28 protein-coding genes are annotated in these 24,421 nt (G+C 66.8%); 10 read left to right on the forward strand and 18 right to left on the reverse strand.

All coding sequences use genetic code 11. The annotated features are described in order from the left end of the window. Window positions 1–378: 378 nt before the first annotated feature. The 4 genes from LOC57_RS11265 to LOC57_RS11280 all read right to left on the reverse strand — a co-directional run bounded on the left by LOC57_RS11265 (window position 379) and on the right by LOC57_RS11280 (window position 3,045). Entirely contained in the window at window positions 379–582 is a 204-nt protein-coding gene (locus tag LOC57_RS11265; protein WP_146362594.1) for a cold-shock protein, read from the reverse strand. 187 nt (window positions 583–769) lie between these two features. Further along, a complete protein-coding gene (locus tag LOC57_RS11270; protein ID WP_229959744.1) occupies window positions 770–1,315 on the reverse strand; it encodes a DUF421 domain-containing protein in 546 nt (181 codons plus the stop codon). A gap of 136 nt (window positions 1,316–1,451) precedes the next feature. Continuing rightward, a complete protein-coding gene (locus LOC57_RS11275) occupies window positions 1,452–1,934 on the reverse strand; it encodes an acyl-CoA thioesterase (protein WP_229959746.1) in 483 nt (160 codons plus the stop codon). A 118-nt stretch (window positions 1,935–2,052) separates the two neighbouring features. Continuing rightward, window positions 2,053–3,045: an LLM class flavin-dependent oxidoreductase gene (locus tag LOC57_RS11280; RefSeq protein ID WP_227914296.1), complete on the reverse strand. Its 993-nt coding sequence runs from the start codon at window positions 3,043–3,045 to the stop codon at window positions 2,053–2,055. 137 nt (window positions 3,046–3,182) lie between these two features. Here LOC57_RS11280 and LOC57_RS11285 point away from each other — a divergent pair, with 137 nt between their 5' ends. Then, window positions 3,183–3,857: a hypothetical protein gene (locus LOC57_RS11285; RefSeq protein ID WP_229959748.1), complete on the forward strand. Its 675-nt coding sequence runs from the start codon at window positions 3,183–3,185 to the stop codon at window positions 3,855–3,857. Between the two features lie 3 nt (window positions 3,858–3,860). Here the strand turns inward: LOC57_RS11285 and LOC57_RS11290 are convergent, their stop codons facing one another. After that, a complete protein-coding gene (locus LOC57_RS11290; protein WP_227926882.1) occupies window positions 3,861–4,364 on the reverse strand; it encodes an SRPBCC family protein in 504 nt (167 codons plus the stop codon). A gap of 121 nt (window positions 4,365–4,485) precedes the next feature. Here LOC57_RS11290 and LOC57_RS11295 point away from each other — a divergent pair, with 121 nt between their 5' ends. Then, window positions 4,486–5,214: a DUF72 domain-containing protein gene (locus LOC57_RS11295; protein WP_227926881.1), complete on the forward strand. Its 729-nt coding sequence runs from the start codon at window positions 4,486–4,488 to the stop codon at window positions 5,212–5,214. A 27-nt stretch (window positions 5,215–5,241) separates the two neighbouring features. Here LOC57_RS11295 and LOC57_RS11300 read toward each other — a convergent pair whose 3' ends face one another. After that, on the reverse strand, window positions 5,242–6,204 hold the full coding sequence (locus LOC57_RS11300; RefSeq protein ID WP_229959750.1) for an L-lactate dehydrogenase: 963 nt from the start codon (window positions 6,202–6,204) through the stop codon (window positions 5,242–5,244). A gap of 82 nt (window positions 6,205–6,286) precedes the next feature. Continuing rightward, window positions 6,287–8,032 (reverse strand): gamma-glutamyltransferase, encoded by a 1,746-nt coding sequence (locus LOC57_RS11305; RefSeq protein ID WP_231700762.1) that lies wholly within the window; start codon window positions 8,030–8,032, stop codon window positions 6,287–6,289. Window positions 8,033–8,216: 184 nt separating this feature from the next. Between LOC57_RS11305 and LOC57_RS11310 the strand changes: the two genes are divergently transcribed. From LOC57_RS11310 to LOC57_RS11320, 3 genes are all read left to right on the forward strand, one after another. Next, entirely contained in the window at window positions 8,217–8,930 is a 714-nt protein-coding gene (locus tag LOC57_RS11310) for a YoaK family protein (protein WP_227926879.1), read from the forward strand. 135 nt (window positions 8,931–9,065) lie between these two features. Next, window positions 9,066–10,805 (forward strand): L-lactate permease, encoded by a 1,740-nt coding sequence (locus tag LOC57_RS11315; protein ID WP_229959754.1) that lies wholly within the window; start codon window positions 9,066–9,068, stop codon window positions 10,803–10,805. A gap of 167 nt (window positions 10,806–10,972) precedes the next feature. Further along, a complete protein-coding gene (locus LOC57_RS11320; protein WP_229959756.1) occupies window positions 10,973–12,049 on the forward strand; it encodes an alpha/beta hydrolase in 1,077 nt (358 codons plus the stop codon). A gap of 16 nt (window positions 12,050–12,065) precedes the next feature. Here LOC57_RS11320 and LOC57_RS11325 read toward each other — a convergent pair whose 3' ends face one another. The 5 genes from LOC57_RS11325 to LOC57_RS11345 all read right to left on the reverse strand — a co-directional run bounded on the left by LOC57_RS11325 (window position 12,066) and on the right by LOC57_RS11345 (window position 16,473). Continuing rightward, complete coding sequence (locus LOC57_RS11325) at window positions 12,066–12,683, reverse strand: LutC/YkgG family protein (protein WP_229959758.1); 618 nt, start codon at window positions 12,681–12,683, stop codon at window positions 12,066–12,068. Beyond that, window positions 12,680–14,191 (reverse strand): LutB/LldF family L-lactate oxidation iron-sulfur protein, encoded by a 1,512-nt coding sequence (locus LOC57_RS11330; RefSeq protein ID WP_229959759.1) that lies wholly within the window; start codon window positions 14,189–14,191, stop codon window positions 12,680–12,682. The genes LOC57_RS11325 and LOC57_RS11330 overlap by 4 nt, the downstream gene beginning before the upstream one ends. Further along, window positions 14,188–15,015 (reverse strand): (Fe-S)-binding protein, encoded by an 828-nt coding sequence (locus LOC57_RS11335; RefSeq protein WP_227914321.1) that lies wholly within the window; start codon window positions 15,013–15,015, stop codon window positions 14,188–14,190. The genes LOC57_RS11330 and LOC57_RS11335 overlap by 4 nt, the downstream gene beginning before the upstream one ends. Before the next feature lie 137 nt (window positions 15,016–15,152). After that, on the reverse strand, window positions 15,153–16,127 hold the full coding sequence (locus LOC57_RS11340) for a DUF1648 domain-containing protein (RefSeq protein ID WP_229959761.1): 975 nt from the start codon (window positions 16,125–16,127) through the stop codon (window positions 15,153–15,155). Then, window positions 16,117–16,473, reverse strand: a complete 357-nt coding sequence (locus tag LOC57_RS11345; protein WP_229959763.1) for a GntR family transcriptional regulator — start codon at window positions 16,471–16,473, stop codon at window positions 16,117–16,119. Before LOC57_RS11345 ends, LOC57_RS11340 begins: the two co-directional genes overlap by 11 nt. Window positions 16,474–16,533: 60 nt before the next feature. On the opposite strand from LOC57_RS11345, the gene LOC57_RS11350 reads away from it, so the two are divergent. After that, a complete protein-coding gene (locus LOC57_RS11350) occupies window positions 16,534–16,896 on the forward strand; it encodes a hypothetical protein (protein ID WP_229959765.1) in 363 nt (120 codons plus the stop codon). 76 nt (window positions 16,897–16,972) lie between these two features. Here the strand turns inward: LOC57_RS11350 and LOC57_RS11355 are convergent, their stop codons facing one another. Next, the gene (locus LOC57_RS11355; RefSeq protein WP_227914329.1) at window positions 16,973–17,362 is read right to left on the reverse strand and encodes a VOC family protein; all 390 of its coding nucleotides are present in this window, start codon (window positions 17,360–17,362) and stop codon (window positions 16,973–16,975) included. 118 nt (window positions 17,363–17,480) lie between these two features. Between LOC57_RS11355 and LOC57_RS11360 the strand changes: the two genes are divergently transcribed. From LOC57_RS11360 to LOC57_RS11375, 4 genes are read left to right on the forward strand one after another with little or no spacing between them, the layout of a single operon-like run. Continuing rightward, entirely contained in the window at window positions 17,481–18,371 is an 891-nt protein-coding gene (locus LOC57_RS11360; protein ID WP_229959767.1) for an aldo/keto reductase, read from the forward strand. 55 nt (window positions 18,372–18,426) lie between these two features. Next, window positions 18,427–19,125: a type 1 glutamine amidotransferase domain-containing protein gene (locus LOC57_RS11365; RefSeq protein ID WP_229959769.1), complete on the forward strand. Its 699-nt coding sequence runs from the start codon at window positions 18,427–18,429 to the stop codon at window positions 19,123–19,125. Between the two features lie 4 nt (window positions 19,126–19,129). Then, window positions 19,130–19,975, forward strand: coding sequence for an SDR family oxidoreductase (locus LOC57_RS11370; protein WP_229959771.1), 846 nt, complete (start codon window positions 19,130–19,132; stop codon window positions 19,973–19,975). 36 nt (window positions 19,976–20,011) lie between these two features. After that, window positions 20,012–21,340, forward strand: a complete 1,329-nt coding sequence (locus LOC57_RS11375) for a multidrug effflux MFS transporter (RefSeq protein ID WP_229959773.1) — start codon at window positions 20,012–20,014, stop codon at window positions 21,338–21,340. A gap of 48 nt (window positions 21,341–21,388) precedes the next feature. On the opposite strand, the gene LOC57_RS11380 is transcribed toward LOC57_RS11375, so the two are convergent. The 5 genes from LOC57_RS11380 to rbsK all read right to left on the reverse strand — a co-directional run bounded on the left by LOC57_RS11380 (window position 21,389) and on the right by rbsK (window position 24,419). Further along, window positions 21,389–21,844: a DUF3817 domain-containing protein gene (locus LOC57_RS11380; protein ID WP_229959775.1), complete on the reverse strand. Its 456-nt coding sequence runs from the start codon at window positions 21,842–21,844 to the stop codon at window positions 21,389–21,391. Window positions 21,845–21,947: 103 nt separating this feature from the next. Next, window positions 21,948–22,046, reverse strand: a complete 99-nt coding sequence (locus LOC57_RS16515) for a VOC family protein (protein ID WP_331460662.1) — start codon at window positions 22,044–22,046, stop codon at window positions 21,948–21,950. Further along, window positions 22,039–22,323, reverse strand: coding sequence for a hypothetical protein (locus LOC57_RS11385; protein ID WP_229959777.1), 285 nt, complete (start codon window positions 22,321–22,323; stop codon window positions 22,039–22,041). The genes LOC57_RS16515 and LOC57_RS11385 overlap by 8 nt, the downstream gene beginning before the upstream one ends. 75 nt (window positions 22,324–22,398) lie before the next feature. Then, on the reverse strand, window positions 22,399–23,118 hold the full coding sequence (locus LOC57_RS11390) for a helix-turn-helix transcriptional regulator (protein ID WP_229959779.1): 720 nt from the start codon (window positions 23,116–23,118) through the stop codon (window positions 22,399–22,401). 368 nt (window positions 23,119–23,486) lie between these two features. Continuing rightward, window positions 23,487–24,419 (reverse strand): ribokinase, encoded by a 933-nt coding sequence (gene rbsK, locus LOC57_RS11395; protein ID WP_227914350.1) that lies wholly within the window; start codon window positions 24,417–24,419, stop codon window positions 23,487–23,489. Window positions 24,420–24,421 lie beyond the last annotated feature (2 nt).

Raw genomic sequence — 24,421 nt, forward strand, 5'->3', positions numbered from 1 at the left:
CAGGAAAAACCCAACCCGGCAGCAGAACCTCCGGGCTCGGGAAAGGTGGGTGTCCTGGCCGGTGACGGCGCGTGGACACCGAGGGCGGCCATCAGCGGTTTCCACTCCACCGTCTGCACAATCCCGCTGCGGCTACGGGAACCAGGGTGCCGCCGTCGGGCACCGGGGAAAGGGTCCGCGGTTCCGGTGCACCGCTCCCGCCGGCAGCCCGATGGCGGCACACCCCAGTCGCGGACAGCCCGCCCGTAGCACTGCAGCACCAGTCAGCGCGGCGTCGCCCCGCACTGCGGGACTGTAGTTAACGCAAAAGCAGGACGGGCGAACCCGTCCTGCTTTAGGCTGTTACGGCAGTGAAGCCGTTACAAAGTCTCTAAGAAATTAGAGGGCCTGGATGTTCGAGGCCTGCGGGCCCTTGGGGCCCTGCTCGGTGTCGAAGCTAACCTTCTGGTTCTCGTCCAGCGACTTGTAGCCGTTGGAGTTGATAGCGGAGTAGTGAGCGAAGACGTCGGCGCTGCCGTCGTCGGGCTCAATGAAGCCGAAGCCCTTTTCGGAGTTGAACCATTTCACGGTACCTGTAGCCATTTTAATATTCCTTCTGCATTGAAACGCATCCCGACTTTCGGGAGGTTTCAGTCGCGGTGTTCCTTTACCGCTTTTACAGAAAAGCAGCTAGACCGTTTGGTTTCGCCGCTTGAAATACAAAATGCGCAACACAACAACTGCGTTTCAGCCTACACGACCTTTGGGATAAGTCCAAACCGGGCCCTGATCACTGGCCCGGCAGCATCAGGTCCGCGGGTATCAAGTGACGGTTCGGCACCCTCCGCAGCAGCAGAGGATCGATACGCTGGCCCCGCCTAAGCACGGTTATGTCGCCCGTGGTTTCCAAGATGGCGACGGCCACTTCGTTGAGGTTCCGAACACCCGCGGCCCGCAGTTTGAAGTACAGCTCGTCCTCCACGACGCGGGCTTTCTTCAGCCCGTCCTGGAGCACTTCGCTGCCGGCCATCAGCAGGATCGGGTTGCTGGACAGGAACCCGCTGTCCTTTTCCCGCACCCAACGTTCCAGCCGCAGCATGGCGAACAGGGTGGCCAGGCCAACAACGCCGGCCGCAAGGGTGGTGGTGTACCCCAGGACTACACGGCCAAGCAACGAGCCGAGGGCGATCACCACGGCCTTGTCCAGCGTTGACCAGGTTGCCAGCGCACGCAGGCCGAAGGCCCGGACCATAAGGTAGAAGGCCGCGTAGATACCTACGGCCCCCAGAACAACCCAAAGCGCTTCTACGGGGGTAATGCCGAGGCTATGCCACACGGCGCATCTCCTTATTCGCGGTATCCGCAGCGGTTCCTGAGATGCTAGCGCCGCGGCGGTGCCGCATATAAGGCGGCACCTGCCCTTACACCGCCGGAGCCCCCTATTGGCGAGGCGCTCCGTGACTACCCGCCGGTCAGCGAAAGACCGGTTCCCCCATATGCGCGGCAGCCAGCTCGCGCTGAGCAGGCGTCAGCCGCTGCAGGGCGCCGGTGGCACCGTCGACAAACGCCAGTGTTGTCTCTGCCCGCACACAGGGCTTTGACGTCACCGGATCGGAGATCACGTAGCCCAGAGTGATGCTCGCGCCCTTGAGCGCGCTGATCCAGACGTCGACGTCGGCCGGGATGTTCCGGTAGGTCAGCTCGGCTACGTACCGGATGCGGTGTTCAACCACCAGCGACTGCGTGCCGGCCGGGACATCCGTGAACAGCGGCACGGCCGGTGCGTTGCCCGGCCCGCCTGTGCCGCCGGGAGGACCGAAAGCGTGGACACGCGCCTCTTCGAGCATGCGCACTATTTGCACGTTGTTGATGTGGCCGTAGGCATCCATATCTCCCCATCGCATGGGAACGGAGCAGTGGATGGCGGCAGGTGCGGTGTGGGAGTTGGAGCTCATCCCACATCTCTAGCACAGCGGGGCCCGCCTCCCGCCCGGCCGAGCCGGGCACGGGGATGCGAACAGCCGGGCATGCGAAAGGCGGGCAGGAAGAACCTGCCCGCCTTTCTTACGCTGCCTACGCGCTAACGGGGAGTGCCGCGGCTTCGGCCAACAGCTGGAAGGACCTCAGACGGCTTTCCAGGGTGGCGGTCTGCGTGGCGACGATCAGCTCGTCTGCCTGGGCGTGCCCGGTGAACCAGTCCAGGTAATCCCGTACTTCTTCGGGGTTGCCCACGGCGGAGTAACGGCCCATCTGCTTGACCTGCTGTCCGCCCGGGGACTGCAGGATGGCGTCCGCTTCCTCATCGGTGAAGGTGCGGTCGCGGCCGAAGAGCTGGGTTACCCGGCGGCGCTGGGAATCGGCAAACATCTGCTGCGCTTCTTCGCTGGTTTCCGCGGCCACCACGTTCACGCCGGCAATCACGTACGGCTCGGCCAGCTGGGCCGAGGGCTTGAAGTCGCGCCGGTAAATGGTGACGGCGTCCTGCAGCGCCTGCGGAGCGAAGTGCGAGGCGAAGGAGTACGGCAGGCCCAGGGCGGCGGCCAGCTTGGCGCCGAAGAGGGAGGACCCGAGGATGTACAGCGGCACGTTGGTGCCGGTGCCCGGCGTGGCGTGGATGCCCGGGATGAGGGTGTTGCCGGTCAGGTACCCCTGCAGTTCCTGGACGTCCTGCGGGAAGCTGTCCGAAGACATGGGGTCCCGGCGCAGGGCGCGCATGGTCTTCTGGTCACTGCCCGGGGCGCGGCCCAGACCCAGGTCGATGCGGCCCGGGAACAGGGTTTCCAGGGTGCCGAACTGCTCGGCGATGGTCAGCGGCGCATGGTTGGGCAGCATCACGCCGCCGGCGCCGAGCCGGATGCTTTCGGTGTGCGCAGCGATGTAGCCGATCAGCACGCTGGTGGCCGACGAGGCGATAGTGGGCATGTTGTGGTGCTCGGCGTACCAGATGCGGGTGTAACCCAGCTTTTCCGCTTCCCGGGCCAGTGCCAGCGAGGAAGCGAAGGAATCACGCGCGCTCTCGCCCTCATCGATGATGGCGAGATCGAGAATGGAGAGCGGGACAGTCATGGGGGCTTGCCTTTCAGTTGCGTGCGTGTCCGGCTGTTTGTCCGGGCACGGTAGATGCAACCGCGCGGGCCTCCGGCTTATTTCATCCGGGACGGACCACGGTTCTCCGCCGCCGTGAACCGTGGCACACTCCCGCCATGTCCCAGTCTCAGAAGCACCCCCTGTCCCCTGCCGGGCCGGCCAAACCGGTGCGGGACCTGCCGTTGCTGTCCCGCCTGGTGTTGTTCTTCACACCGTTCAGGCGGAAGGCCCTCGGCTTTCTCGGTGCGGCGGCCACCTGGCTGCTGCTGGGCCTTCTTCCGGAAGATGACCCATGGCATCCGGTCAGGGTGCTGCAGTCCGTGATCTGGTGGGGCACGTGGACCTTCGCGACCGTAGTGCTCGCCAATCGGCTGCGCCGGCCGCTGGCTCTGCCGCAACAGCATATGCTTGCCCTCGCCCGGGAACGCTACGGGCAGGAGGAAAGCTGGCCGTCGCCCAAACATCCGGAACAGGTGCTGGACGCCGTGGTCCGGGCCTTCCCCTCCTCCGGCGCTACGGCTTCCCGAATAGGTGAGAGCGTGCTGGTGGAACTGGGCCGTGCGTACCGCCCGGCCACCGGGCATGCATGGCGGCATCAGGACGCCGTCGTGCACCTGAAGTTCCGGCCAGTTGTTCTGGTGTTCGCCGTTCCCGGACCGGACGGCACCGGAACCCAGGTCCATGCCTTGAGCCGGGATGAACAACGGACCGGCATGTTCGACGTACTCTCGCTGGCCGATGAGATGACAGCGGGCGCCGTGGAGGCTGTCCGTGCTGCCACCACCGGCTGATGCCTATTCCGCTGGTTCCTGTTGCCGGGCCAGGTAACCGGCCAGCCGGTGGAAGGCTTCACTCCATGCGCTCTCGTGTCCGACCAACTCCGAGCCTGGCTCGAAGGGACCTTCGCGGAACGTCATGCGGGTAAGCGCATGGTCCTCACCTGCTGCCAGGGGTTGCAGCTGAACATTGATCACCCGCAGGGGACCGGCCGGCACCCCGTCCGGCTGCCGCCACTGCTGGGTGACCTCCAAACTGTGCGGCGGATCCAGGATCCGGTACTGGCCGCTCCACCAGAGCTCGTCCCCGGTGACGGCATTGACCATGCAGGCCTGGTAATCGCCGCCCACCCGCTGCTGGGCCGAGATACGGTTCGGTGGAACCACAAAACCCTCGGCTCCCCACCAGGACGTAATCCGGGAAAGGTCCAGCCAGGCTGAGTAGATGGCAGCGGGGGCGGAAGGCAGATCCCGCACCATGTGCAGGAAGTCCACCCCGTCGTCGGGAAGCTCGTCATCCATGGGGCGCTCCTAGCGGCACGGGGACGGTAAGCGGCGCGAGTGGGTCTTCCTCCAGTGTGGAACCCCGGCCCGGCGGGCACAATCCCGCCGGGGTCCGGAGCCAGCCGTTAGGTTGGATGATGTGAGCATCCATATCGGAACTTCGGGCTGGGCCTACAACCACTGGCGGAACGTGCTGTATCCGAAGGGCGTACCGGCACGCGTCTGGCTGGAAAAGTACGCGGAGGAATTCGACACCGTGGAACTGAACGGCAGCTTCTACCGCTGGCCGCGCGAAGAAGCCTTTGCTGCCTACCGGGACCGGCTGCCGGAGGGCTACGTGTTTTCCGTGAAGGCCCCGCGCGGACTCACCCACGCCCGCAAGCTGCGGGATCCGGATGAATGGCTGGGACGCATTGACCGCTGCTTCCAGGCGCTGGGGAACCGTGCCGGTGTGCTGCTGTTCCAGCTGTCCCCCGACATGGAGCGCGACGACGAGCGGCTGGACTACGTCCTGGCCCACCTGCCGCAGGACATCCGGGTGGCGGTGGAGTTCCGGCACGAGAGCTGGAACACCGAGGACGTCTTCGGGCTACTCGAGCGGCATGGAGCGGCCTACACGGTGATGAGCGGAGCCCACCTGCCCTGCACCCTGCGCGCCACCGCAGATTTCGTTTACGTGCGCCTGCACGGACCCGACCCGGAACACCTGTACGCCGGTTCCTACTCCGAGGCAGACCTGCGGTGGTGGGCCGAGCGGATCCGGGAATGGGATGCCATGGGCAAGGATGTTTATGCCTACTTCAACAACGACGGCGAGGGGCACGCCGTGCGCAACGCCTGGCGGCTGCGCGAACTCATCCAAATGTGATTTCCGACATCCTTGGACGCCGGAGGGCTAGATGCCCAGCGAGGCCAGCGTGTTGCGCAGGGTTTCTGCCGAGTCCATCAGTTTCTTGGTTTCGGCTCCGTCAAGCGGCATTTCCAGCATTTTGTAAACGCCGTTGTGGCCCACGACGGACGGCAGGGACAGCGCTACGCCGCTAATTCCGTACTCCCCGTCCAGCATGGCCGCCACCGGCAGCACGGCGTTCTCGGCGTTCAGCACAGCTTCCACAATCCGCACGCCGGCCAGGCCGATGGCGTAGTTGGTGGCGCCCTTGCCCTCGATCACTTTGTAGGCGGCGTTGACGACCTCGTTGGTCGCGGCTGCCAGGAATTCCTCCGTGAAGACCTGCCGTCCGCTGACTTTCCATTCCCGGATGGGGACCGGGCCGATGGTCGCGTTGGACCAGACCGGGAATTCCGAGTCGCCGTGCTCGCCGATGATGGTGGCGTGCACGCTGGTCATCAGCACGTGCGCCTCACGTGCCAGCAGCAGGCGCAGCCGCGAGGTGTCCAGCACGGTGCCGGAAGAGAAGATCCGGTTGCGCGGCAGCCCGCCGATCTTCTGTGCTGCGACGGCCAGCACGTCGGCCGGGTTGGTCACCTGGATGTAGACGGCGGCCGGGGCCTGGGCCATCAGCTGCGGGATCAGTTTCTCCAGGATCCGGACGTTGGTGCCGGCAAGGTCCAGCCTGCTCTGGCCCGGTTGCTGGCGTGCTCCGGCAGTAATAACGATGACGTCGGCACCGGCCAGGGCCTCGATGTTGCCGCCGCCGGTGACGGTACTGGCTCCGGTGAACTGCGTACCGTGGGCGAGGTCCAGGGCTTCGGCTTCGGCCTTGGCTGCGTCAATGTCGTAAATGGCGATCTCGCGAGCGGTGTCCCGGATGATCGCCGCGTAGGCCAGGGAGGTGCCCACGCTTCCGGCACCCACAATGCCGAGTTTTGTGACGGGTCGGGTGGTGATGTTTGCCATTCTCACGCCTCGCTCACAATAGGAAGGAATGCCCCCACATTAGGCGGGCGCACCGCCGAACGGAACGGCGTGCACGGCAAGGTCAGCGCCCGGCTGCATATCCCTGCATTCCGCGCGGATTGGCCGCAGCCTGCAGCAGGCCGGTTCCGGGGGCGCGGGTCACCGCGGACAGCCGTCCCAGCGCCCAGTCCCCCGCCCGGGTGACCACATGGCCGCGGGCTTCGAGCCCGGCAATGACGTCCTCGCCCAGGCGGTCCTCCACCACCGCTCCGCCGGGAGTCCAGGTCCTCGGCCAGAACGAACCGGGAATGGACGTGGTGTGCAGGGCCGGTGCGTCAATGGCCTGCTGCGGCGTGTAACCGCCCACTATGGTCCGCAGCAGGTACAGCAGCTGCCACTGGTCCTGCTGGTCCCCGCCCGGGGATCCCAGGGCGGCCACCGGCTGCCCGTCCCGTAGCACCAGGGTAGGGGTCAGAGTGGTGCGCGGCCGTTTGCCCGGTGTCAGGGTGGACGGCGCCCCTTCTTCCAGCCACGTCATCTGCAGCCGCGAGCCCAGGCAGAACCCCAGCTCCGGGATGGTGGGTGAGGACTGCAGCCAGCCGCCGGACGGGGTCACGGACACCATGTTCCCCCACTGGTCGGCGACGTCGATGTGGCAGGTATCCCCGCACGTCTCGCCGGTGGGCGCCACCGTTGGTTCGCCGACGCCGGCGAACTCCCGGCCGCCGTCGGCCGGCGGACGGTACTCAGTACGCAGCGGGGGGACAAAGGGGCTGTGCCCGGGCACCGTGCCCGGCCGGAACTCGCCGGAAGCCGTGTCAGTGATCAGGATCCGGCGCGCGGCTGCGTAGTCCTCGCTTAGGAGGAAATCCAAAGGAACGTCTACATCCCCGTAGTACGCTTCCCGGTCCGCAATGGCCAGCTTCTGCGCTTCCAAGATGGTGTGGGCGCCCAGCTCGGTTGAGGGGTCCAGCCGTTCATCCTCAAAGCCGGCCAGGATAGCCAGGGTTTGCAGCAATGCCGGGCCCTGGCCCCAGGCGCCGGTCTTGGCGATGGTGCAGCCGCGGAATTCGAAGGTGACGGCAGGTTCGTAGCCGGCGCTGAACGCGGCGAAGTCCCCGGGTGTAATGACCGCGGCGTGGTCGATTCCGGAGGAATGCCGGTGCGGTGTTGAGAGGAAGTCCGCGGCGGCGCGGGCCACGAAGCCTTCGCGCCATTCCCTCCGGGCAGCGTCAATCCTGCCCGCACGGGTGGCGTTACCGGACCCGGCCGCCACGAGCCGGTCCAGCACCGCTGCGTAGGTTTCGTTGCGGATGGTTTCCCCCTCCCGGGGTGGCCGGCCTTCCGGCATCCACTGTGCGGCGGAGGTAGGCCAATGGTCGGTGAACAGCTCCGCCACCGCCTCAATGGTGGCCCCAACCCGGCCCAGGACAGGATGCCCGTTGCGGGCGTAATCCACCGCGAATGCCAGGACGTCGGCCAGCTCCCAGGTGCCGTGGTCACGCAGCAGCAGCAGCCAGGCGTCGACGGCGGCCGGAACCGCAGCGGCCAGCCCGCCTGCCCCCGGGACCAGTTCCAGGCCTTCGGCAAGGTAGTGCTCCCTGGTGGCTGCCGCAGGGGCCGGCCCCTGCCCCATCAGCACCACCGGCTCGCCCGGATTCCCGGCAGTCGCGAAAATACCGGTCAGGTCACCGCCGGGGCCATTGAGGTGGGGCTCCACAACATGCAGCACAAACCCCGCCGCCACCGCGGCGTCAAAGGCGTTGCCGCCGCGCTCCAGGACGGCCTGCGCCGAACCGGTGGCCAGCCAGTGCGTGGAGGCGCTCATGCCAAAACGGCCCCGCAGCGTTGGACGGGTGGTAAAGGATGCAGGCGCCGTATAGCTCACGGATGTCACTTTCAGCCGGGGATGGGTAGTGGCATCCTTGCACCGCCGGCTTTTGAATACAATCGGAGTTTCAGCCCCCGGTTCTGTCTATGTGCCGGTCCCTGCCTAAGGAGACAGCCCGCCAGTGAAGCGCCTGAACGACGTGCCCACCGAACGCGTGCACCTATGGCTGATGCTGGCCCTGACGTTCTCCACCGGGGTGGTGGACGCCGTCGGCTACCTGGGGCTGGACCGGGTTTTCACCGGCAACATGACCGGCAACGTGGTGCTGCTGGGCATGGCCTTCGCCGGGGGCGCGGACCTGCCCATCCTGCGCCCGGCCCTGGCGCTGGTGTTCTTTATGCTCGGGGCCGCCCTGGCCGGGCGCATGCTGCGCGGGGGCCCGGAGGGCTGGTCCCGCCGTACGTCCGTCTCGCTCGTAGTGGTGGCCGGCTTCATTACCGTCCTCGCCGTCTTTACCCTGGTATTCGACGTCCAGGGCGACCGGGTCCTGGGCAGCATTACGACGTCGGCCCTCGCCGCCGCCATGGGCGTCCAGGCCGCCACGGCCAAGCGCCTGAAGGTCGCCGAGATCACCACGGTGGTGGTCACGTCCACCATCACGGGCCTCGCCTCCGATTCCCGGCTGGCCGGGGGCAACAGCCAGTACTGGGTCCGTCGCATGCTGGCCATCGCGCTGATCATGCTGGGCGCCGTGGCGGGAGCGGCGGCCCTGAACGTGGGCGTCTGGCTGGGGCTGGTCATCTCGGCGCTGATTTCCATCAGCGTGGCAGCCGCCGGCTACGTTCGGCACCACCGCGAGCGCAGCGGCGCGGGCGAGGAACTGCCTGCGGGCTGACACCGGACGCGTGGGCGCATTCCGGCCTGGGAGCACTACTGCACCCTTCCCGGGGGTTACCTGCCGGAGGCACCGCCGTACGCTTAATGGACGCTTGCATGCTTTCTCCACCCAGCGGACTGACGCGAGGTGTCCATGGAGAGCTTCACTCCCAGCACGGATCCGGTAGCCAACAGCGTAGCCCTCTCAGCCCTTGTGGCCTTGCTGCCCCTGCTGACGTTTTTCCTGCTCCTGGCCTTTGCCAAAACCCGGGCCTACGTGGCCGGGGCCTGGGCGCTGCTGGTGGCCCTCGCCGTCGGAGTGTTCGGGTTCGGCATGCCGCTGGGACTGGCGCTGCTCTCGGCCACGCAGGGCGCCGCCTTCGGCCTGTTCCCGGTGGTCTGGATCATCGTGATGGCCGTGTGGCTGTACCAGGTGACCGTGCTCAGCGGCCGCTTCGAGGACCTGCGGCGGGTATTCGATGCGATAGGCGGCGGGGACCTGCGGGTCCAGGCCATCCTGGTGGCGTTCTGCTTCGGCGGTTTGCTGGAGGCCCTGGCCGGTTTCGGCGCTCCGGTGGCCATCACGGTGACCATGCTGCTGGCGCTGGGGATTGCCCCCATCCGGGCGGCGTCGGCGGTGCTGGTGGCCAACACCGCGCCGGTGGCTTTCGGCGCCCTGGCCATTCCCATCACCACGGCGGCGAACCTGACCGGCTACACCGGCGAAGATTTGGGCTCCATTGTGGGACGGCAGACACCTGTCCTTGCCCTGTTTGTGCCGCTGATCCTGCTCTTTATCCTGGACGGGCGGCGGGGCCTGCGGGACTGCTGGCCGGTGGCACTGTTTACCGGCGTCGTGTTCTCGATTTTCCAGTTCCTGTGCTCCAACTACTTCTCCTACGAGCTCACCGACATTGTGTCTTCTCTGGTGGCGATGCTCGCAGCGGTGGGGTTCCTGCGCTTTTGGCATCCCCGCAACGGTGCCGAGGCGGGCCGGCGGATGAACGCGGAACTTCAGGAGGCGCGGGCCAGCGGCTGGACTGCGGCCGGGTCCGGCGCGGCGGCCGCTGTGCAGACCTCGGCCCATGACACCGCAGCGGACCGGTTGACCCCGTCCCGCGCCTGGATGGCGTTGTTTCCATACGTTGCCGTGATTGTGGTGTTCGGCTTCGTGAACCTGTGGACCTGGGGCATCAACGTGCCCGAGGCCCTGGCGAAGACCATCATCAAGATCCCCTGGCCGGTGCTGCATGACGCCCTGCTGGACAGCAGCGGGCAGCGCCAGTCCTCCACCATCTACTCCTTCGAGTGGCTGATCAGCCCCGGCACGCTCCTGCTGATCACCGGGCTGATTGTCACCCTGGTTTATTCGCGGTTCAACGAGGACGGGCGGTATCCGCTGTCCATCGGGGCGGCCCTGCGGGAAATCGGCACAACAGCGGTGCGGATGCGTTCGGCCGCGCTGACCATCCTGGCGGTCCTGGCCCTGGCCTACGTGATGAACTTTTCCGGCCAAACCGTCTCAATCGGCACCTGGCTGGCGGCCACCGGTTCCTTCTTTGCCTTCCTGTCCCCCGTGCTGGGCTGGATCGGCACGGCAGTGACCGGGTCCGACACGTCCGCCAACGCCCTGTTCGCCAAGCTGCAGCAGACGGCAGGCATCGAAGCGGGCCTGAATCCCCAGCTGCTGGTCGCCGCCAATACTGGCGGCGGCGTGATGGGCAAACTGATCAGTCCGCAGAACCTTGCCATCGGTGCCGCCGCGGTGAACATGAGCGGCCAGGAATCCGTACTGCTGCGCAAGGTGGTGGGGTGGAGCGCACTGTTGCTCCTGGCCATGTGCATCCTGGTCTATCTCCAGTCCACGCCGGTCCTGGAGTGGATGCTGCCCTAGGCTCTTCACTGCTGCGAGCTCTTCACTGCTGAGCCCTGCCCGCCTTCCCCCTTCCCGTGGCCGGGGCTACACCTTCGTATGAGATCCGGCACGTTGCCCGGCTGGAAGCCATCGCTGGCGGCGAACTTCGAAAAAACGGTACTTCGGCAGGTCCTAACTTAAAAAGCGTGAAGTTCCTGTCGCTGAAGGCAGCGGTGGTGTTGGCCGGGGCGGCCGCCGCTGCTGGAACAGCTGCCGCCGCTGCCCTGCACTGGGATCCCCGAACCTCTGCCATGCTGATCCGCGGAGTCTTCTCCGGCGCCGGCAAAATGCAGCCCTCACGGCCGGTCCTGCACCTTCCGCGGGGCAGCGTCACCAGCCACATGGGACTGCGGTACCTCGGCTCCGCCGTGAACCCCTCCCTGGACCTTTTCCTGCCCGCGTCGGCGAGCGCGCCGCTGCCCGTAGTGGTCTGGGTCCACGGAGGTGCCTGGATCTCCGGTTCCAAGAAAGACGTGGAGCCCTACCTGCGGGTTCTGGCAGGCTACGGGTACGCCGTCGTCGGGCTTGGCTACACCATTTCCCCCAAGGCCTGTTATCCCACAGCCGTGCGGGAACTGAACTCCGCCCTCGGCTATTTGCGCGAACATGCGCAGAAGTACGGCCTGGACCCGGACCGGATTGTCCTGGCAGGCGACTCAGCCGGAGCCCAGCTCGCAGCCCAGCTGGCCCTGGGCATCACCAGTCCGGACTACGCGCGACTCACTGGCATAGTCCCCGCCGCCGCCCCGGAACACCTGCGTGGGATCGTGCTGAACTGCGGCCTGTACGACTTCAAATCCGTGGCCCGGCTCACCGGCACTTTCGGGTGGGGCCTGAAGAAGGCCCTCTGGTCCTATACCGGGTCAAAGGACTGGGCTGCCACCGAGGCAGCAGGGCACATGTCCATCTTCGAGCACGCCAACGGGAAGTTCCCGCCCGCCTACATAGCCGCCGGCAACAGTGATCCGCTGACCGAGAACCAGTCCCTGCCGCTGGCCGACCGGCTGGAAGAACTTGGGGTCCCAGTGACCCGCCGCTTCTGGCCCAGGGACTACCGCCCGGCGCTGGGCCACGAATACCAGTTCCGGCTGGACCGGCCGGAGGCCCGCCAGACGCTGCAGGAAACGGTCCGGTTCCTGGACACCGTCACCCGGCCGACGGCGCAGGCGCAGTCCCCCAGCCGGCTATACCGGCAGCCGGCGAGGGAGAAAATCAGCGCCTAGGCTGCTGCCGCGGCGCTCAGCGGATAATCACCACGTCCAGGGTCCGCGGCCCGTGTACGCCTTCCACCCGTTCCAGCTCAATGTCGCTCGTGGCGCTGGGCCCGCTGATCCAGGTCAGGGGGTGGGTGGCGTCCAGCCGGCGCAATGCCTCGGGCAGCACTCCGGTGATGTCCCGGGCCCGGACCAGGCAGATGTGGTGGTCCGGGATCAGGGAAATAGCACGGCGGCCCTGGTCCGGACTGCCGTCCAGGATGATGGTGCCGGTCTCCGCCACGGCGGCGGCGCTACCGGTCACCACGGCACCGGCAGCATCCAGTTGCGCCACGGAAAGCGGGTCCTCCGCGGAGTCCACCATTCGCCCGGGCGCCAACGCCGTCCAGCGTTCATCCAGCCCGTCCGGAACCACGTAGGAGGGAGCTCCCCCCAGCAGCTCCGCCACACGGACGGGCACCCCGGCCTCGTCCACCACGCTGACTCCCGCCTTGTAGTCAACCAGCCGGTCGCTGAGCAGTTCAATGAGTTCGTCCTCAGCCTTACCGGACTCGTGCCGGTAGTTCCGCGGGATGTCCCCAGCTGCCGGCGCATCATGAAGGGCCGACCGCAGCCGGTCCAGAATCTCCGTACGGGCGCTCATGCCTTCTCTTTCGACGATGTGTTCCCGCGTTCCTTAGCCCACCAGTCCCGGAAGGACCGGGCAGGCGGCGCCGGGAGGTCCCTGCTCTGTGTCCACCCGGCGGCAATGCCGGGAAGTTTCTTGATCTTCTTGTCCGGCCCCGCCGCCAGTTGTCCCAGCGGCAGCGCCTTTTCCACCAGTGCCATCCGGCGCCCGGACCCCATGGCCCAGGAGGCGGCCTTCATGGCCACGTCCATCTGCCCGGGCAGTTTCTTCTTCCCGGCCGCTTTCCCGCGGCGGCTCTCCACGTCCACGGACCGCAGGTGGACCAGGATCTCCGGAATGTTGATCTTCACCGGGCACGCGTCGTAGCAGGCACCGCACAGGGACGACGCGTACGGAAGCGAAGCGTTTTCCTCCGAGGTGATGCCGGTCAGCAGCGGAGACAGGATGGCGCCGATGGGCCCCGGGTAGGTGGACCCGTAGGCGTGTCCGCCGGTCCGTTCGTAAACCGGGCAGACGTTCATGCAGGCGCTGCAGCGGATGCAGTGCAGGGCAGACCGCCCCATCTCATCGGCGAGCGCGGCGCTGCGGCCGTTGTCCAGCAGCACCAGGTGCACGTCCTGCGGTCCGTCCCCCTTGGTGACTCCGGTCCAGAACGAGGTGTACGGGTTCATCCGCTCCCCCGTGGAGGATCGCGGCAGCAGCTGCATAAACACTTCCAGGTCCTGGAAGGACGGCAGCAGCTTTTCCACCCCCATCACGGTGATCAGGGTTTCGGGCAGCGTCAGGCACATCCGCCCGTTGCCTTCGGATTCGACGACGCCGAGCGTCCCCGAATCGGCTATGGCGAAGTTCGCGCCGGAGATGGCCACTTTGGCGGAGAGGAACTTGCGGCGCAGGTGCATACGGGAGGCTTCTGCCAGCCGGGCCGGGTTGTCGGTGAGGTCCGGGTCCACGCCGGGCATCTCGCGCAGGAAAATATCACGCACCTGGCTGCGGTTCTTGTGGATGGCCGGCACCAGGATGTGGCTGGGCTTGTCGTGGTCCAGCTGGACAATCAGTTCAGCCAGATCGGTTTCGAAGGCTGCAATGCCCTGCTCTTCGAGGTATTCGTTCAGGCCGATTTCCTGGGTGGCCATGGACTTGACCTTGACCACTTCGTCGGCGCCGGCGTCGCGGATCAGGTCCCGCACAATCCGGTTGGCTTCGGCAGCGTCCCGGGCCCAGTGGATGGTCCCGCCGCGCGCGGTGAAGTTCGCTTCGAACTGCTCCAGCAGTTCGGGCAGGCGCGCCATGACCGAGGCCTTGGTGGCGGCGCCGGCATTGCGCAGTTCTTCCCAGTCCGGCAGTTCGGCCACCACACGCAGCCGCTTGTCCCGGATGGTGTGCGTGGCGTGGCCCAGGTTGGCGCGCAGCTGGGTGTTGCCCAGTTCCCGTTGGGCCGCGGCCGGGAACGCCTCCGTGGCGTGCAGGTTGCCCTGCCCGTAGGCCGGCAGGGCAGGCATGCCCAGATAGGTGGAACTCATCTCCGGGCCCTTTCCGCGATGCTGCCGGCGGTGCTCCCGGCCGGCTTCCGGAGCGCGTCCGGTGCCGGTGCCGGGTCCTCGCGGGTGCTGGCAAGGATCTCGGCGAAGTGCAGGGTGGCGATGCTGCTGCCCTCCCGGGATAGCCCGCCGCCGATGTGCATCAGGCAGGATGCGTCGCCGCCGGTGCACAGCTGCGCGCCGGTGGCGGAGATATTCGCGTCTTTGTCCGCCAGCATGGCCGAGGACACATCGGCGTTCTTGAGGGAAAAGGTTCCGCCGAAGCCGCAGCACTGGTCCGCCTGCGGCAGGGGTTCCAGTTCCAGGCCTTCGACGGTGCGCAGCAGGTTCGACTGCCGGTCACCGAGCCGCAGCAGCCGCATTCCATGGCAGCTGGGGTGGTAGGTGATCCGGTGCGGATACCAGGACCCCATTTGCGCGGCCGCATCCGTCACGCCCAGGACATCGGTGAGCAGGGCGGACAGTTCATAGGTGCGGGCGCCGACGGCGGTGGCGCGGGCTTCCAGGTCCTTGTCGCCGATAGCGCGGGCGAGCATGGCGTGCTGGTGTTTCACGGAGGCGACGCAGGAACCGGAAGGTGCCACGGCGACGTCGTAGTCCTCCGCCTCAAACGCCTCCACGTGGTTCCGGATGACCGGTACCGCCTCGGGGAAGTACCCCGAGTTCAGGTGCATCTGCCCGCAGCAGCCCTGGCCTGCAGGGAACACCACCTGGTGTCCGAGCCGCTCGAGGATGGACACCGTGGCGCGGGCAGTGGACGGATACATGGCGTCCACAATGCAGGTGGCAAAGAGTGCAATCTTCATTGGTTGCCTTTCGGCCGAGCCGGTCCTTCGCGTTCTGCCCATCTTCAAACATACTCCCCCGCATTGGTATGCCTGACGCCGGTTTCACGCCTGTTTGTCGTGCGCGAAACCGGGTAGTCCCTGCCCTGCTTGCTGCGTTAAGTGCGGGCGGTGAGGGCCTGCAGCAGCGCGGCGGCGGTGCCGGCGTCATCAACCGTGACCACAAACTGGCGGCCGGTGACGCGGTTCACCTGCAGGGCCGGACCACTGCGCAGCACCACGCCAAACCGTCCGGGCACCCACCGCAGGCCCCAGCCGCCGAACTCGGCAACGGGGGAAACGGTAACTGCCTCGGCATCCCGAATCTCCGCCAGCGGAACATGGAAGCGGGGAAAACCGGCCACGGAGACCGCTGTGAGGCCGCTGCCGTCCACCCGCACCCGGAAGGCTGTGGCGGTGGCCGCGGCGGCGAGGAGCACTACGGTCAGGCCGGTCATTGTCCAGGCCAGCTCCGGCTCCGCCCACAGCCACCCGATGACCGCCCCGGCGCCGGCCGCAGTGACCGCACCCAGGATCAGCAGCAGGGCGGGCTTTGACAGGCTGGTCTCGCGGAACCACACGGCGCGTTCACCGGCAGCCAGCGGCAGTGGCTCGGACGGGCTGGCGGCGGGCCGCTGCTGTGCTTTGGGCTGCACGAGCCAGCAGACCGCTCCCACGGCCAGTCCGGCAAGCACGGAGTACAGCAGCGGCAGTCCCACCCCCGGGGCCTGCCGGGCATCGGAGAGCCCGGCCTGCATCAGCTGGGTCCAGGTAAGCAGGGTGCAGAGCATGGTGGTGATGGCAGGGACCGCGGCGCCGAGGAACCGGTAGCTCGGTCCGTTGTCCGTATAGCCCGGCATGCTGGTGCCTGCCATCAGGGCCGGAATACCCGCTCCCAGCAGCACGGTGAACAGCACAGTGGACCACGGTGAGCCAAAACCGTCCGGCCCCTGCATGCCCCAGTGGATAGCCACGGGGTCCGGCAGGGACGGCAAGGTTGCAAGCTGCAGGGCCAGGGCAATGACCACCACGACGGCGGGAACTCCCAGGGCCACCAGCAGGAAACGGCGTCGGGCAGAGGCACTAGCGTTCATGGGCAATTTCCTTTACGTAGGCGGACAGGGTTTCCGGCGACAGGCCCAGATCCCGGGCTTTGGCCACCAGGGCCAGGACATCGGCGTGCAGGGCGGCGAGCGGCGCGGCAGCTTCAGTCACCACTGCGCCGCGCCCGCGGCGCAGCTCGATCAGGCCCTCCGCCCGCAGCTCCTGATAGGCGTGCAGGACGGTGTGCACGTTGACGCCGAGCGACTCCGCGACGTCCCGCGCGGTGGGCAGCCGTTCGCCCGGCTGCAGGCGTCCGGCTGCAGCGTCCGCACGGATCGAGGCGGCCAGCTGCTCAAAGAGCGGCTGGTCGCTGGAGGCGTCCACTTTCATCAGCATGAAGTTATTCTACTACAACTAGAACAACTCCCTTTTTATGTTTGCGCTATTCTCTCTCGCATGAAGAATATGGGGAATTCAAAAACGATCAGTCTCAACGTGACCTCCAAACGGGCACGGGCACGCGGTGAAATGGTGGTTGCCGCACCAGCTGCCGCACTGCCTCCCGCCGTCGAACGGGCCGCCTTCCAGTTGCCGCGGATGACCGTCACCGGAATCTGGGCCGACCGCGCGGAAATGTCCGCCGCAACCAACTGGAAGTCCTTCGGGGCCAACATTGTGCTCACCTTCGAACCGCTGGACGCCGGCAACACACGGGTCCTGGCCACCAGCACGCCGCAGGTCCCCACCACACTGCTCGACTACGGCCAGGGCAAGTCCGACGTCACCGACGTACTGCAGGCGGTAGCCGCCCAGCTATAGGACGAACTGCTCTTGAGCTGCAGCGAGGAACTGTTGCCGCCCTCCCGGCCGCGTAGTCCGGTACCAGCGGGTCCAGCTAGGACTCCGACGGCAGGGTGGGCGGAATGGCCGGCAGTTCCTGCAGCGACCACTGATTGCCGTCCGGATCGCTGAAGTACACAAACGTGCCCCAGTCCAGCGGTGTGATGTCACTGGTTGCCACGCCGTGGTCCACCAGGTGCTGGCGGGCGTCGGCGGCACTGGGCACCACCACCTGGATCCGCTGGGTACCGGGGACCATGTCCGTGGTACCAGGGCCAATCACCACTGAGCAGGCCGAACCGGGCGGGGTGAGCTGCACAAAGCGCAGGCTTTCGTCGACCCGTTCGTCAAAGTCGGGAGTGAAACCCACCTGGTCCACGTAGAAGGCCTTGGAGGCGTCGACGTCGGACACGGGTACCGGCACGAGCTCAATTTTCCAGTCCATCGGGCAAAGCTAAACCGGCCGGTGCCGCACCGGAACCCTCCTTGCGGACAGGACGTGTCCGCGTGCCTTATAAGGCTGCTGAGGAATAAACCCGGGGGCGCGCCGTGTTGGGCCTTACATGACTGATACGACGGAAAATTCACCCGCCCTGTCCCCCACCATCGACCTCAAGAACCTCGGCACCGTACACCGCCTGGGCTTCGGAGCCATGCGGATTGTGGGACCCGGTGTATGGGGTGAACCTGAGAGCCGCGGCACCGCCGTCGACGTGGTGCGCCGCGCCGTCGAGCTGGGCGTCGACTTCATCGACACGGCCGACTCCTACGGTCCGAACATCAGCGAAGAGATCATTGCCGAAGCACTCTACCCCTACCCGGACGGCGTCCGGATTGCCACCAAGGTGGGCTTTGTCCGCACCGGCCCGGACGTCTGGGTTCCGGTGGGCCGCCCGGAGTACCTGCGCCAGCAGACCGAACTGTCGCTGCGCAAACTGAAGGTCGAGTCCCTGGACCTGCTGCAGCTGCACCGCATTGACCCCAAGGTGGACCGCGACGAGCAGTTCGCCGTGCTGCGCGACCTCCAGCAGGAGGGCAAGGTGAAGGCCCTCGGCCTGTCCCAGGTCTCCGTTGAGGACCTGGAAGCCGCCGCCAAGTTCTTCACCGTGTCCACGGTGCAGAACCGCTACAACCTCACCGACCGTTCCTCCGAGGACGTGCTGAAGTACTCCGAGGACAACGGCATCGGCTTCATCCCGTGGGCACCCATCTCCGCCGGCGAGCTGGCGAAGCAGGGCGGTCCCGTGGATGAGGCAGCCAAGCGCCTGAACGCCAGCACCTCCCAGGTGGCCCTGGCCTGGCTGCTGCGCCGCTCCCCCGTGATGATGCCGATCCCGGGCACCGGCTCCATTGCACACCTCGAAGACAACCTGGGCGCCGCCAATATCTCACTCGATGACGCGACGTTCGCCGAACTCGACGCCGCCGGCGCTGCCGCAGCGCCGGCCAAGTAAGCCTCCGGCATCCCCCCACAAGCAACATTTCCGCCAAGCAAAGGAGAAACAACGCATGGCTAACATCCTGATGGTCGTATCCGCCGCCGATTCCCTCACCATGAAGGACGGCAGCGAACACCCCACCGGTTACTGGGCCGAAGAGCTCGCCGAGTCCCACCGGGTGCTGCGCGAAGCCGGACACACCGTCCGCATCGCCACCCCGGGCGGCGTTAAGCCCACCGTTGACCAGGTGTCCCTGGCCCCCGAGTCCGCAGGCAGCGCCGAAAAGGCTGCCGCGTTCACCCAGTACATCGCCTTCATCGACGCGGAGCTGTCCTCCCCGCTGGTGCTCGCCGACGCCGATGTGTCGGAATACGACGCCGTGGTGATGCCCGGCGGTCACGGCCCCATGGCAGACCTCGCGTTCGATAAGGACATGGGCCGGATCCTTCGGGAAGCTGACGCGGCCGGCAAGATCATTGCCCCGTTCTGCCACGGCCCGGCAGGCCTGCTGGCCGCCGAAACCGAGGACGGCTTCATTTTCTCCGGCCGCAAGCTCACCGTCTTCACCGACGAGGAAGAGCTGAACGGCGGAACCGGCGAGAACACCCCCTGGTTCGTGGAGGACGTGCTGCGCAACAAGGGCGCCGTAGTGGAGACCGGCCCGGCCTGGACCAGCTACGTGGTCCGCGACCGCAACCTCATCTCCGGTCAGAACCCCCAGTCCAGCGAAGATGTGGCCAAGGCCGTCATCTCCGCCCTGGCCGAGTAACCATATGAGAGTCCTGATCGCCGGCTGCGGCGATCTGGGCACGGAAGCCGGCCTGCGGTTCGCCGCGGCCGGCTTCTCCGTGCTTGGCTGGCGCCGTTCCCCCGGCAAGCTGCCGGCGGCCATCACCGGCCAGGCTGCTGACCTCACGGGCGAACTGCCGCGCATCCCCGCCGGCACCGACGTCGTCGTGATTGCCGTTGCAGCCGGGGAACGCACCGAAGCCGCCTACCGCGCCGCCTATGTGGACGGGACTGCAAATGTAATGGACGCACTGGAGCGCGACGGCGTCCGCCCGGCCCGCATCCTGTTTGTATCCTCCACCGCGGTGTACGGCGACGCCGACGGCGGCCAAGTGGACGAGGACACCCCGCCCGCACCCGGCTCGGCCACCGGAGCCGTGATCCTCGAGGCCGAGCAGCTGCTGCATGACCGGCGTCCGGATGCCGTGGTGCTGCGCCTCGCCGGGATCTACGGGCCGGGACGCACGCGGCTGATCGACGCCGTCACCGCCGGCACCGCCGTCGTACCCGCCGGCAGCCAGCTGACCAACCGCATCCACCGGGACGATGCGGCAGCGGCCATAGTGCATCTCACCACCCGGGTTTCACATCCGGCGCCCATTTATGTTGGAGTGGATAAGGAGCCCGTCGAAATGTCCGACGTGCTGCACTTCCTCGCCGACGAGCTGGGCCACGCGCTGCCCGCCGCGGCACCGGCTTCCAGCAGCCGCGGAGGAAACCGCAGGCTGAGCAGCGAGCTGCTGAGCAGCACCGGATTCGACTTCGCCTACCCGTCCTTTCGGGACGGCTACCGCGCGGTCCTGGCAGGCGAGGGCACCCGGCACCCGTAGTTTTTTCGTTCCACCGCAACCGCACCAGGAGTGTCTATGAGCGATACCCCGCCCAAAACCGGAAGCCCGGCACCCGCTGTTTCCGGAAACAGTTCCCGCGTCAGTACCCGCACCAGCATCAAATACATCCTGATGCTCGGTGCCTTGGCCGCCCTGCCCGCAGTGACCACGGACATGTACCTGCCGGCGCTGCCGCAGGTTGCCGAAGACCTGCACACCAGCGCAGCGGCGGCCCAGTTCACCCTCTCCGGCACACTGCTGGGCGCAGCGGTGGGCCAGCTCGTTATCGGCCCCTTCTCGGACCGCTTCGGACGGCGGCTGCCGCTGATCATCGGCATCAGCATGCACGTGGTGGTTTCACTGCTGTGCTTTGTGGCCCCGAACATCGGCGCCCTGATTGTGCTCCGCCTCCTGCAGGGCTTCTTTAACGCCGCCGCAGGCGTGGTGTCCCTTGCCGTGGTGCGTGACCGGTTCACCGGTTCCACCGCGGCGGCCATGCTGTCCCGGCTGATGCTGATCATCGGCCTGGCCCCGCTGCTGGCGCCCTCCATCGGAGGTGCTGTTTCCGGGCTGTTCAACTGGCGGGCAGTGTTCCTCGCTCTGGCCCTGATCGGCGTCGTGCTCGGTGTCATTGTGCTGCGCTGGATGCCCGAGACGCTGCCGCCGGCACGCCGCCGGACCAAGGGCGGCGCCAGTACGTTCAGCGGTTTCCGGGTCCTGCTGCGCGACCGGCAGTTCCTGGCCCTGGCCGCAATCCCCGGCCTGGGCATGGCCGTCATCATGAGCTACGTGGTGGGCTCACCGTTTGTCTTCCAGGAGGGCTACGGACTGAGCCCGGGCCAGTACGCGCTGGTGTTCGCCATCAACGGGGTGGGCATGGTCATTTCCGCGCAGCTTAATGCCTGGCTGGTCACCCGCTACTCCCCCATGGGCATCCTGCGGGCGGCCGTAATCCTGCTGCTGGGACTGGCCGCACTGCTGCCGGTGATCGTGCTGACCGGATTCGGCGGGGCTGCGGGCCTTACCGCAGGGTTGTGGCTGGTGCTCGCCATGAACGGCTTCATCGCTTCGAACTCTTCGATCCTTGCCCTCAGCGACTACGGGCACATGGCCGGCAGCGCCGCAGCCATGATCGGCGCCCTGCAGGTGGGCCTGGCCGGCATTGTCAGCCCGCTGGTCGGCATCCTGGGCGGCAGCGCCCTGGCCATGGTGTCGGTGATCATTGGCTGCGCCGTGCTGATTGTGCTCATTCTGGCCACGGCGACGACGGCCTACCGCGGGGGCGGCTCGAACCGGCCGAACCGGCGCCGGCTGCGTCCCGGAGCTGCCGTGAGTGCGGGCGCTTCCATCCCGCCCGCGTCCTAGCGGCCCGGATGAACGCCTAGGTCCCGGCACGGCAGCGGTGCGACTGGATCAGCCCATGGGAACGGGCGGGCCCAGGTAGAGCAGCACGGTGAAGACCGCGGCTACTGCCACCAGGGCGACGACGCCGCCCACTACCGGGCGGCGCAGCACCAGGGCTGCCACCTTGTCCACGGCGTTGGTGGGTTCTTCGCCGCCCGGGGCCATCCGCCAGCCGCCGTCCAGCAGGCCGCGCCGGTCCACCGACTTCTCGAACGGAATGGTGGCCCACGGAATCACGGTGGTCACCAGGCCGAGGATGCCGGTGCGGACCGGCCACTTCTGGTTAGCCCAGACAAACAGGGTGACCACACCGTAGGACAGGAACACGAAGCCGTGCAGGCCGCCGAAGATGGGCGTGAGGGCTTCAAAGTCCAAGACGTATTTGGCGAACATGCCGATCAGGAGCAGTGTCCAGGTCACGGCCTCGGCGAGCGCCACGGTCCGGAAAAGTTTGCGGGGGGTCATGCGGGATCCACCTTCTGCTGAGATTTACCAACAGTATGTCAGCATGGCCCTGCGCGCGGCGAATCCCCTGCCGGCTTTGGGACAGCAATCACGACGGCGCCGGTTAGCGGGTGGGGCGGGAGAAGAGGTTGACGAGATTCCCGTCCGGGTCGCGAAACAGCGTGGATCTGTTCCCCCATGGCATAGTGGCCGGTTCAAGCACAACGTCCTCCAGCGTGCTCCGGAGCCGGGCGAACTCGGCAATCCACGTCCGTGACGAGGAACTCGATGATTGCGGTGTTGTTGCTGCGCGGCACCGGGGCGCTGCCGCCCAGCATGGCAACGGTGGCCGTGCCTGCGATCGCCAGCGTGCCTGTGGCGGTTCGGAGCTCGGCGAAGACCGGTGCCGGCCGGACAGCGGAGGTTCCCGTCACGTTCTCGTAGAAGCGGGTGAGCCGGTCGACGTCGTGCGTGATGATGCGGATTGATGCGAGGTCCATGGTTTCCTTTCAGCCGGGCCGTCCGGCCCGAAGCATCCAGCGTCCCCTTCCCTTGCGACACCGTCCTGTCGGTTTTTACGGCTGTTTTCCGTCCGGGCCCACCGTGCGGAGCTCCCCGTAGACAATGCCCAGGTCCTCCGGACGCAAAATCCGGCGCGGGGGCCGCTCCCCGGTGGGCTCCGCTGCGCTGATGCGGTCGCCGCGGAAGGCGCGAAGGCCGTCGCGTAGCCGGCACCATCCGATCAGGTACCAGTGGCTGCCTTTGCCGACACATCCCATGGGTTCCACCTCGCGCTCAGTGGGTGTCCCGTTGCGGTCAACGTAGGTAATCTGCAGGACCTCTCCGGTCCGCAGCACGCCGGCAATCGATTCCGGTGCCTTGTTGGGCGGGCCGGCGACGGGACGCTCGTTCAGCAGGTGGATCCGGGTGGCGAGGTCCGTAGATTCCCTCAGCGTGCCGCCGTCCATAACGGCAACCACCTTGCGAAGGGCCGACGTCGCTGCAGCGTGGAACGGACTGGTGGCCAGCATTCCCAGTGAAATCATCACGGCCAGGGCCTCGTCCACGTTGAGGCCCAGGGGCGCCAGAGTGTGTACCGGGTCCAGGCAGTAGCCTCCGGTGCGGCCCGGTTCAGCCCAGATGGGCACCCCGCTTTGCTGCAGCGCCGAGAGGTCCCGTTCGATGGTCCGGGAACTGACACTGAATTTCTCTGCCAGCCAGCGCGCGCTTCTCGGCCGCGGCGCCACGGCCCGCAGTTCCTCGACAAGGGCGTAAAGACGGTCGGTGCGGTTCACACCTCGACCTTAGTCTCCGGCACCCTTACTCTTCGGCGCCGTTAGTCTTCAGCATCGGTCAGGGCGGAACTGGTGGCCGCGGCTCCCCGGCCTGCCGCTGCTTGTCGCGGTGAGCGGCAGCGGCCCCGCCCGGGCCAAACGAGAAGGCAAGATTTACGGGTTTTGGGCGGGAAATTGGTAAATTTTGCCTTTTCGCGGGCCACGGCGGTAATTTTTGCCTTCTCGAACCGTCCGGCGCCCCTGAGGCTCTTAGCCCCTACGCAAAAGGCTGCCGCGGCCGGCACCGAAGGGGATCGGTTCCGGCCCGCAGCAGCCTCTTCCGGACCGCTGCGGTGGGGGGACCGCTGCGGCCAAGCTGTTGGGTCGGCTCAGGCCGCGGTGTCCGCCCGGCCCTGCTTCAGGCCCTGCTCGAACTGCTCGCGCGTGGCGTAGGAAGTCTGCGTCCCGCGGCGGGTGACCGAATCCGCAGCGTAGGCATTCGCTGTGGACAGGGAACCCGGAACGTCTCCCGTTTCCACCAGGCAGTGGCTGAAGCAGCCGATGAACGCATCCCCTGCCCCCGTGGTGTCCAACGCGGCCACGGTGCGGCCTTCCACCAAGGTGGAACCGGCGGCGGAGAGCCACAGCACTCCGCGCGAGCCCATGGTGACAATAACGTTCTTCACCCCGCGGTCCAGGATGGTCTGCGCTGCAGCCTGCACTTCTTCCAGCGTCTGCACCGGCATGCCGGTGAGCAGTGCCAGTTCGGTTTCATTCGGCACGAAGTAGTCGCACCGGGCTACCTGGGCGAAGTCCAGGTCCGGGCTGGCCGGTGCCGGGTTGAGCAGCACGGGGATGCCGTGCCGGTTCCCGAAGTCGATGGCTGCGTAGACGGTCTCCAGGTTCACTTCCAGCTGCAGCACCATCAGTTTGCACTGCGCAATGGCCTCGGCGGCGTCCTCAATGTCCGCCGCCGTCAGGAAGGCGTTGGCGCCCTTGGCAATGACAATCGAGTTGCGGGAGTTGTCATCCACGAAGATGGGCGCGACGCCGCTGGTGGCGTCCGTGTCCAGCACGTAGGTGGTGTCGATCCCGTTGGCCTCGAAGTTGCGCCGGGTGGTTTCGGCGAAGGCGTCGTTGCCCACCCGGGTCAGCATCAGCACCGAGGAACCCATGCGGGCGGCGGCCATCGCCTGGTTGGCTCCCTTGCCGCCGCAACCCATGGCGAAGTCCCGGGCCTCAACGGTTTCCCCTTCGTCCGGCATCCGGCTGAGGTAGGACACCAGGTCCACCATGTTGGAACCGATTACTGCAATATCCATGG

The organism is Arthrobacter sp. zg-Y750 (assembly GCF_020907365.1).
Taxonomy (GTDB): Bacteria; Actinomycetota; Actinomycetes; order Actinomycetales; family Micrococcaceae; genus Arthrobacter_B.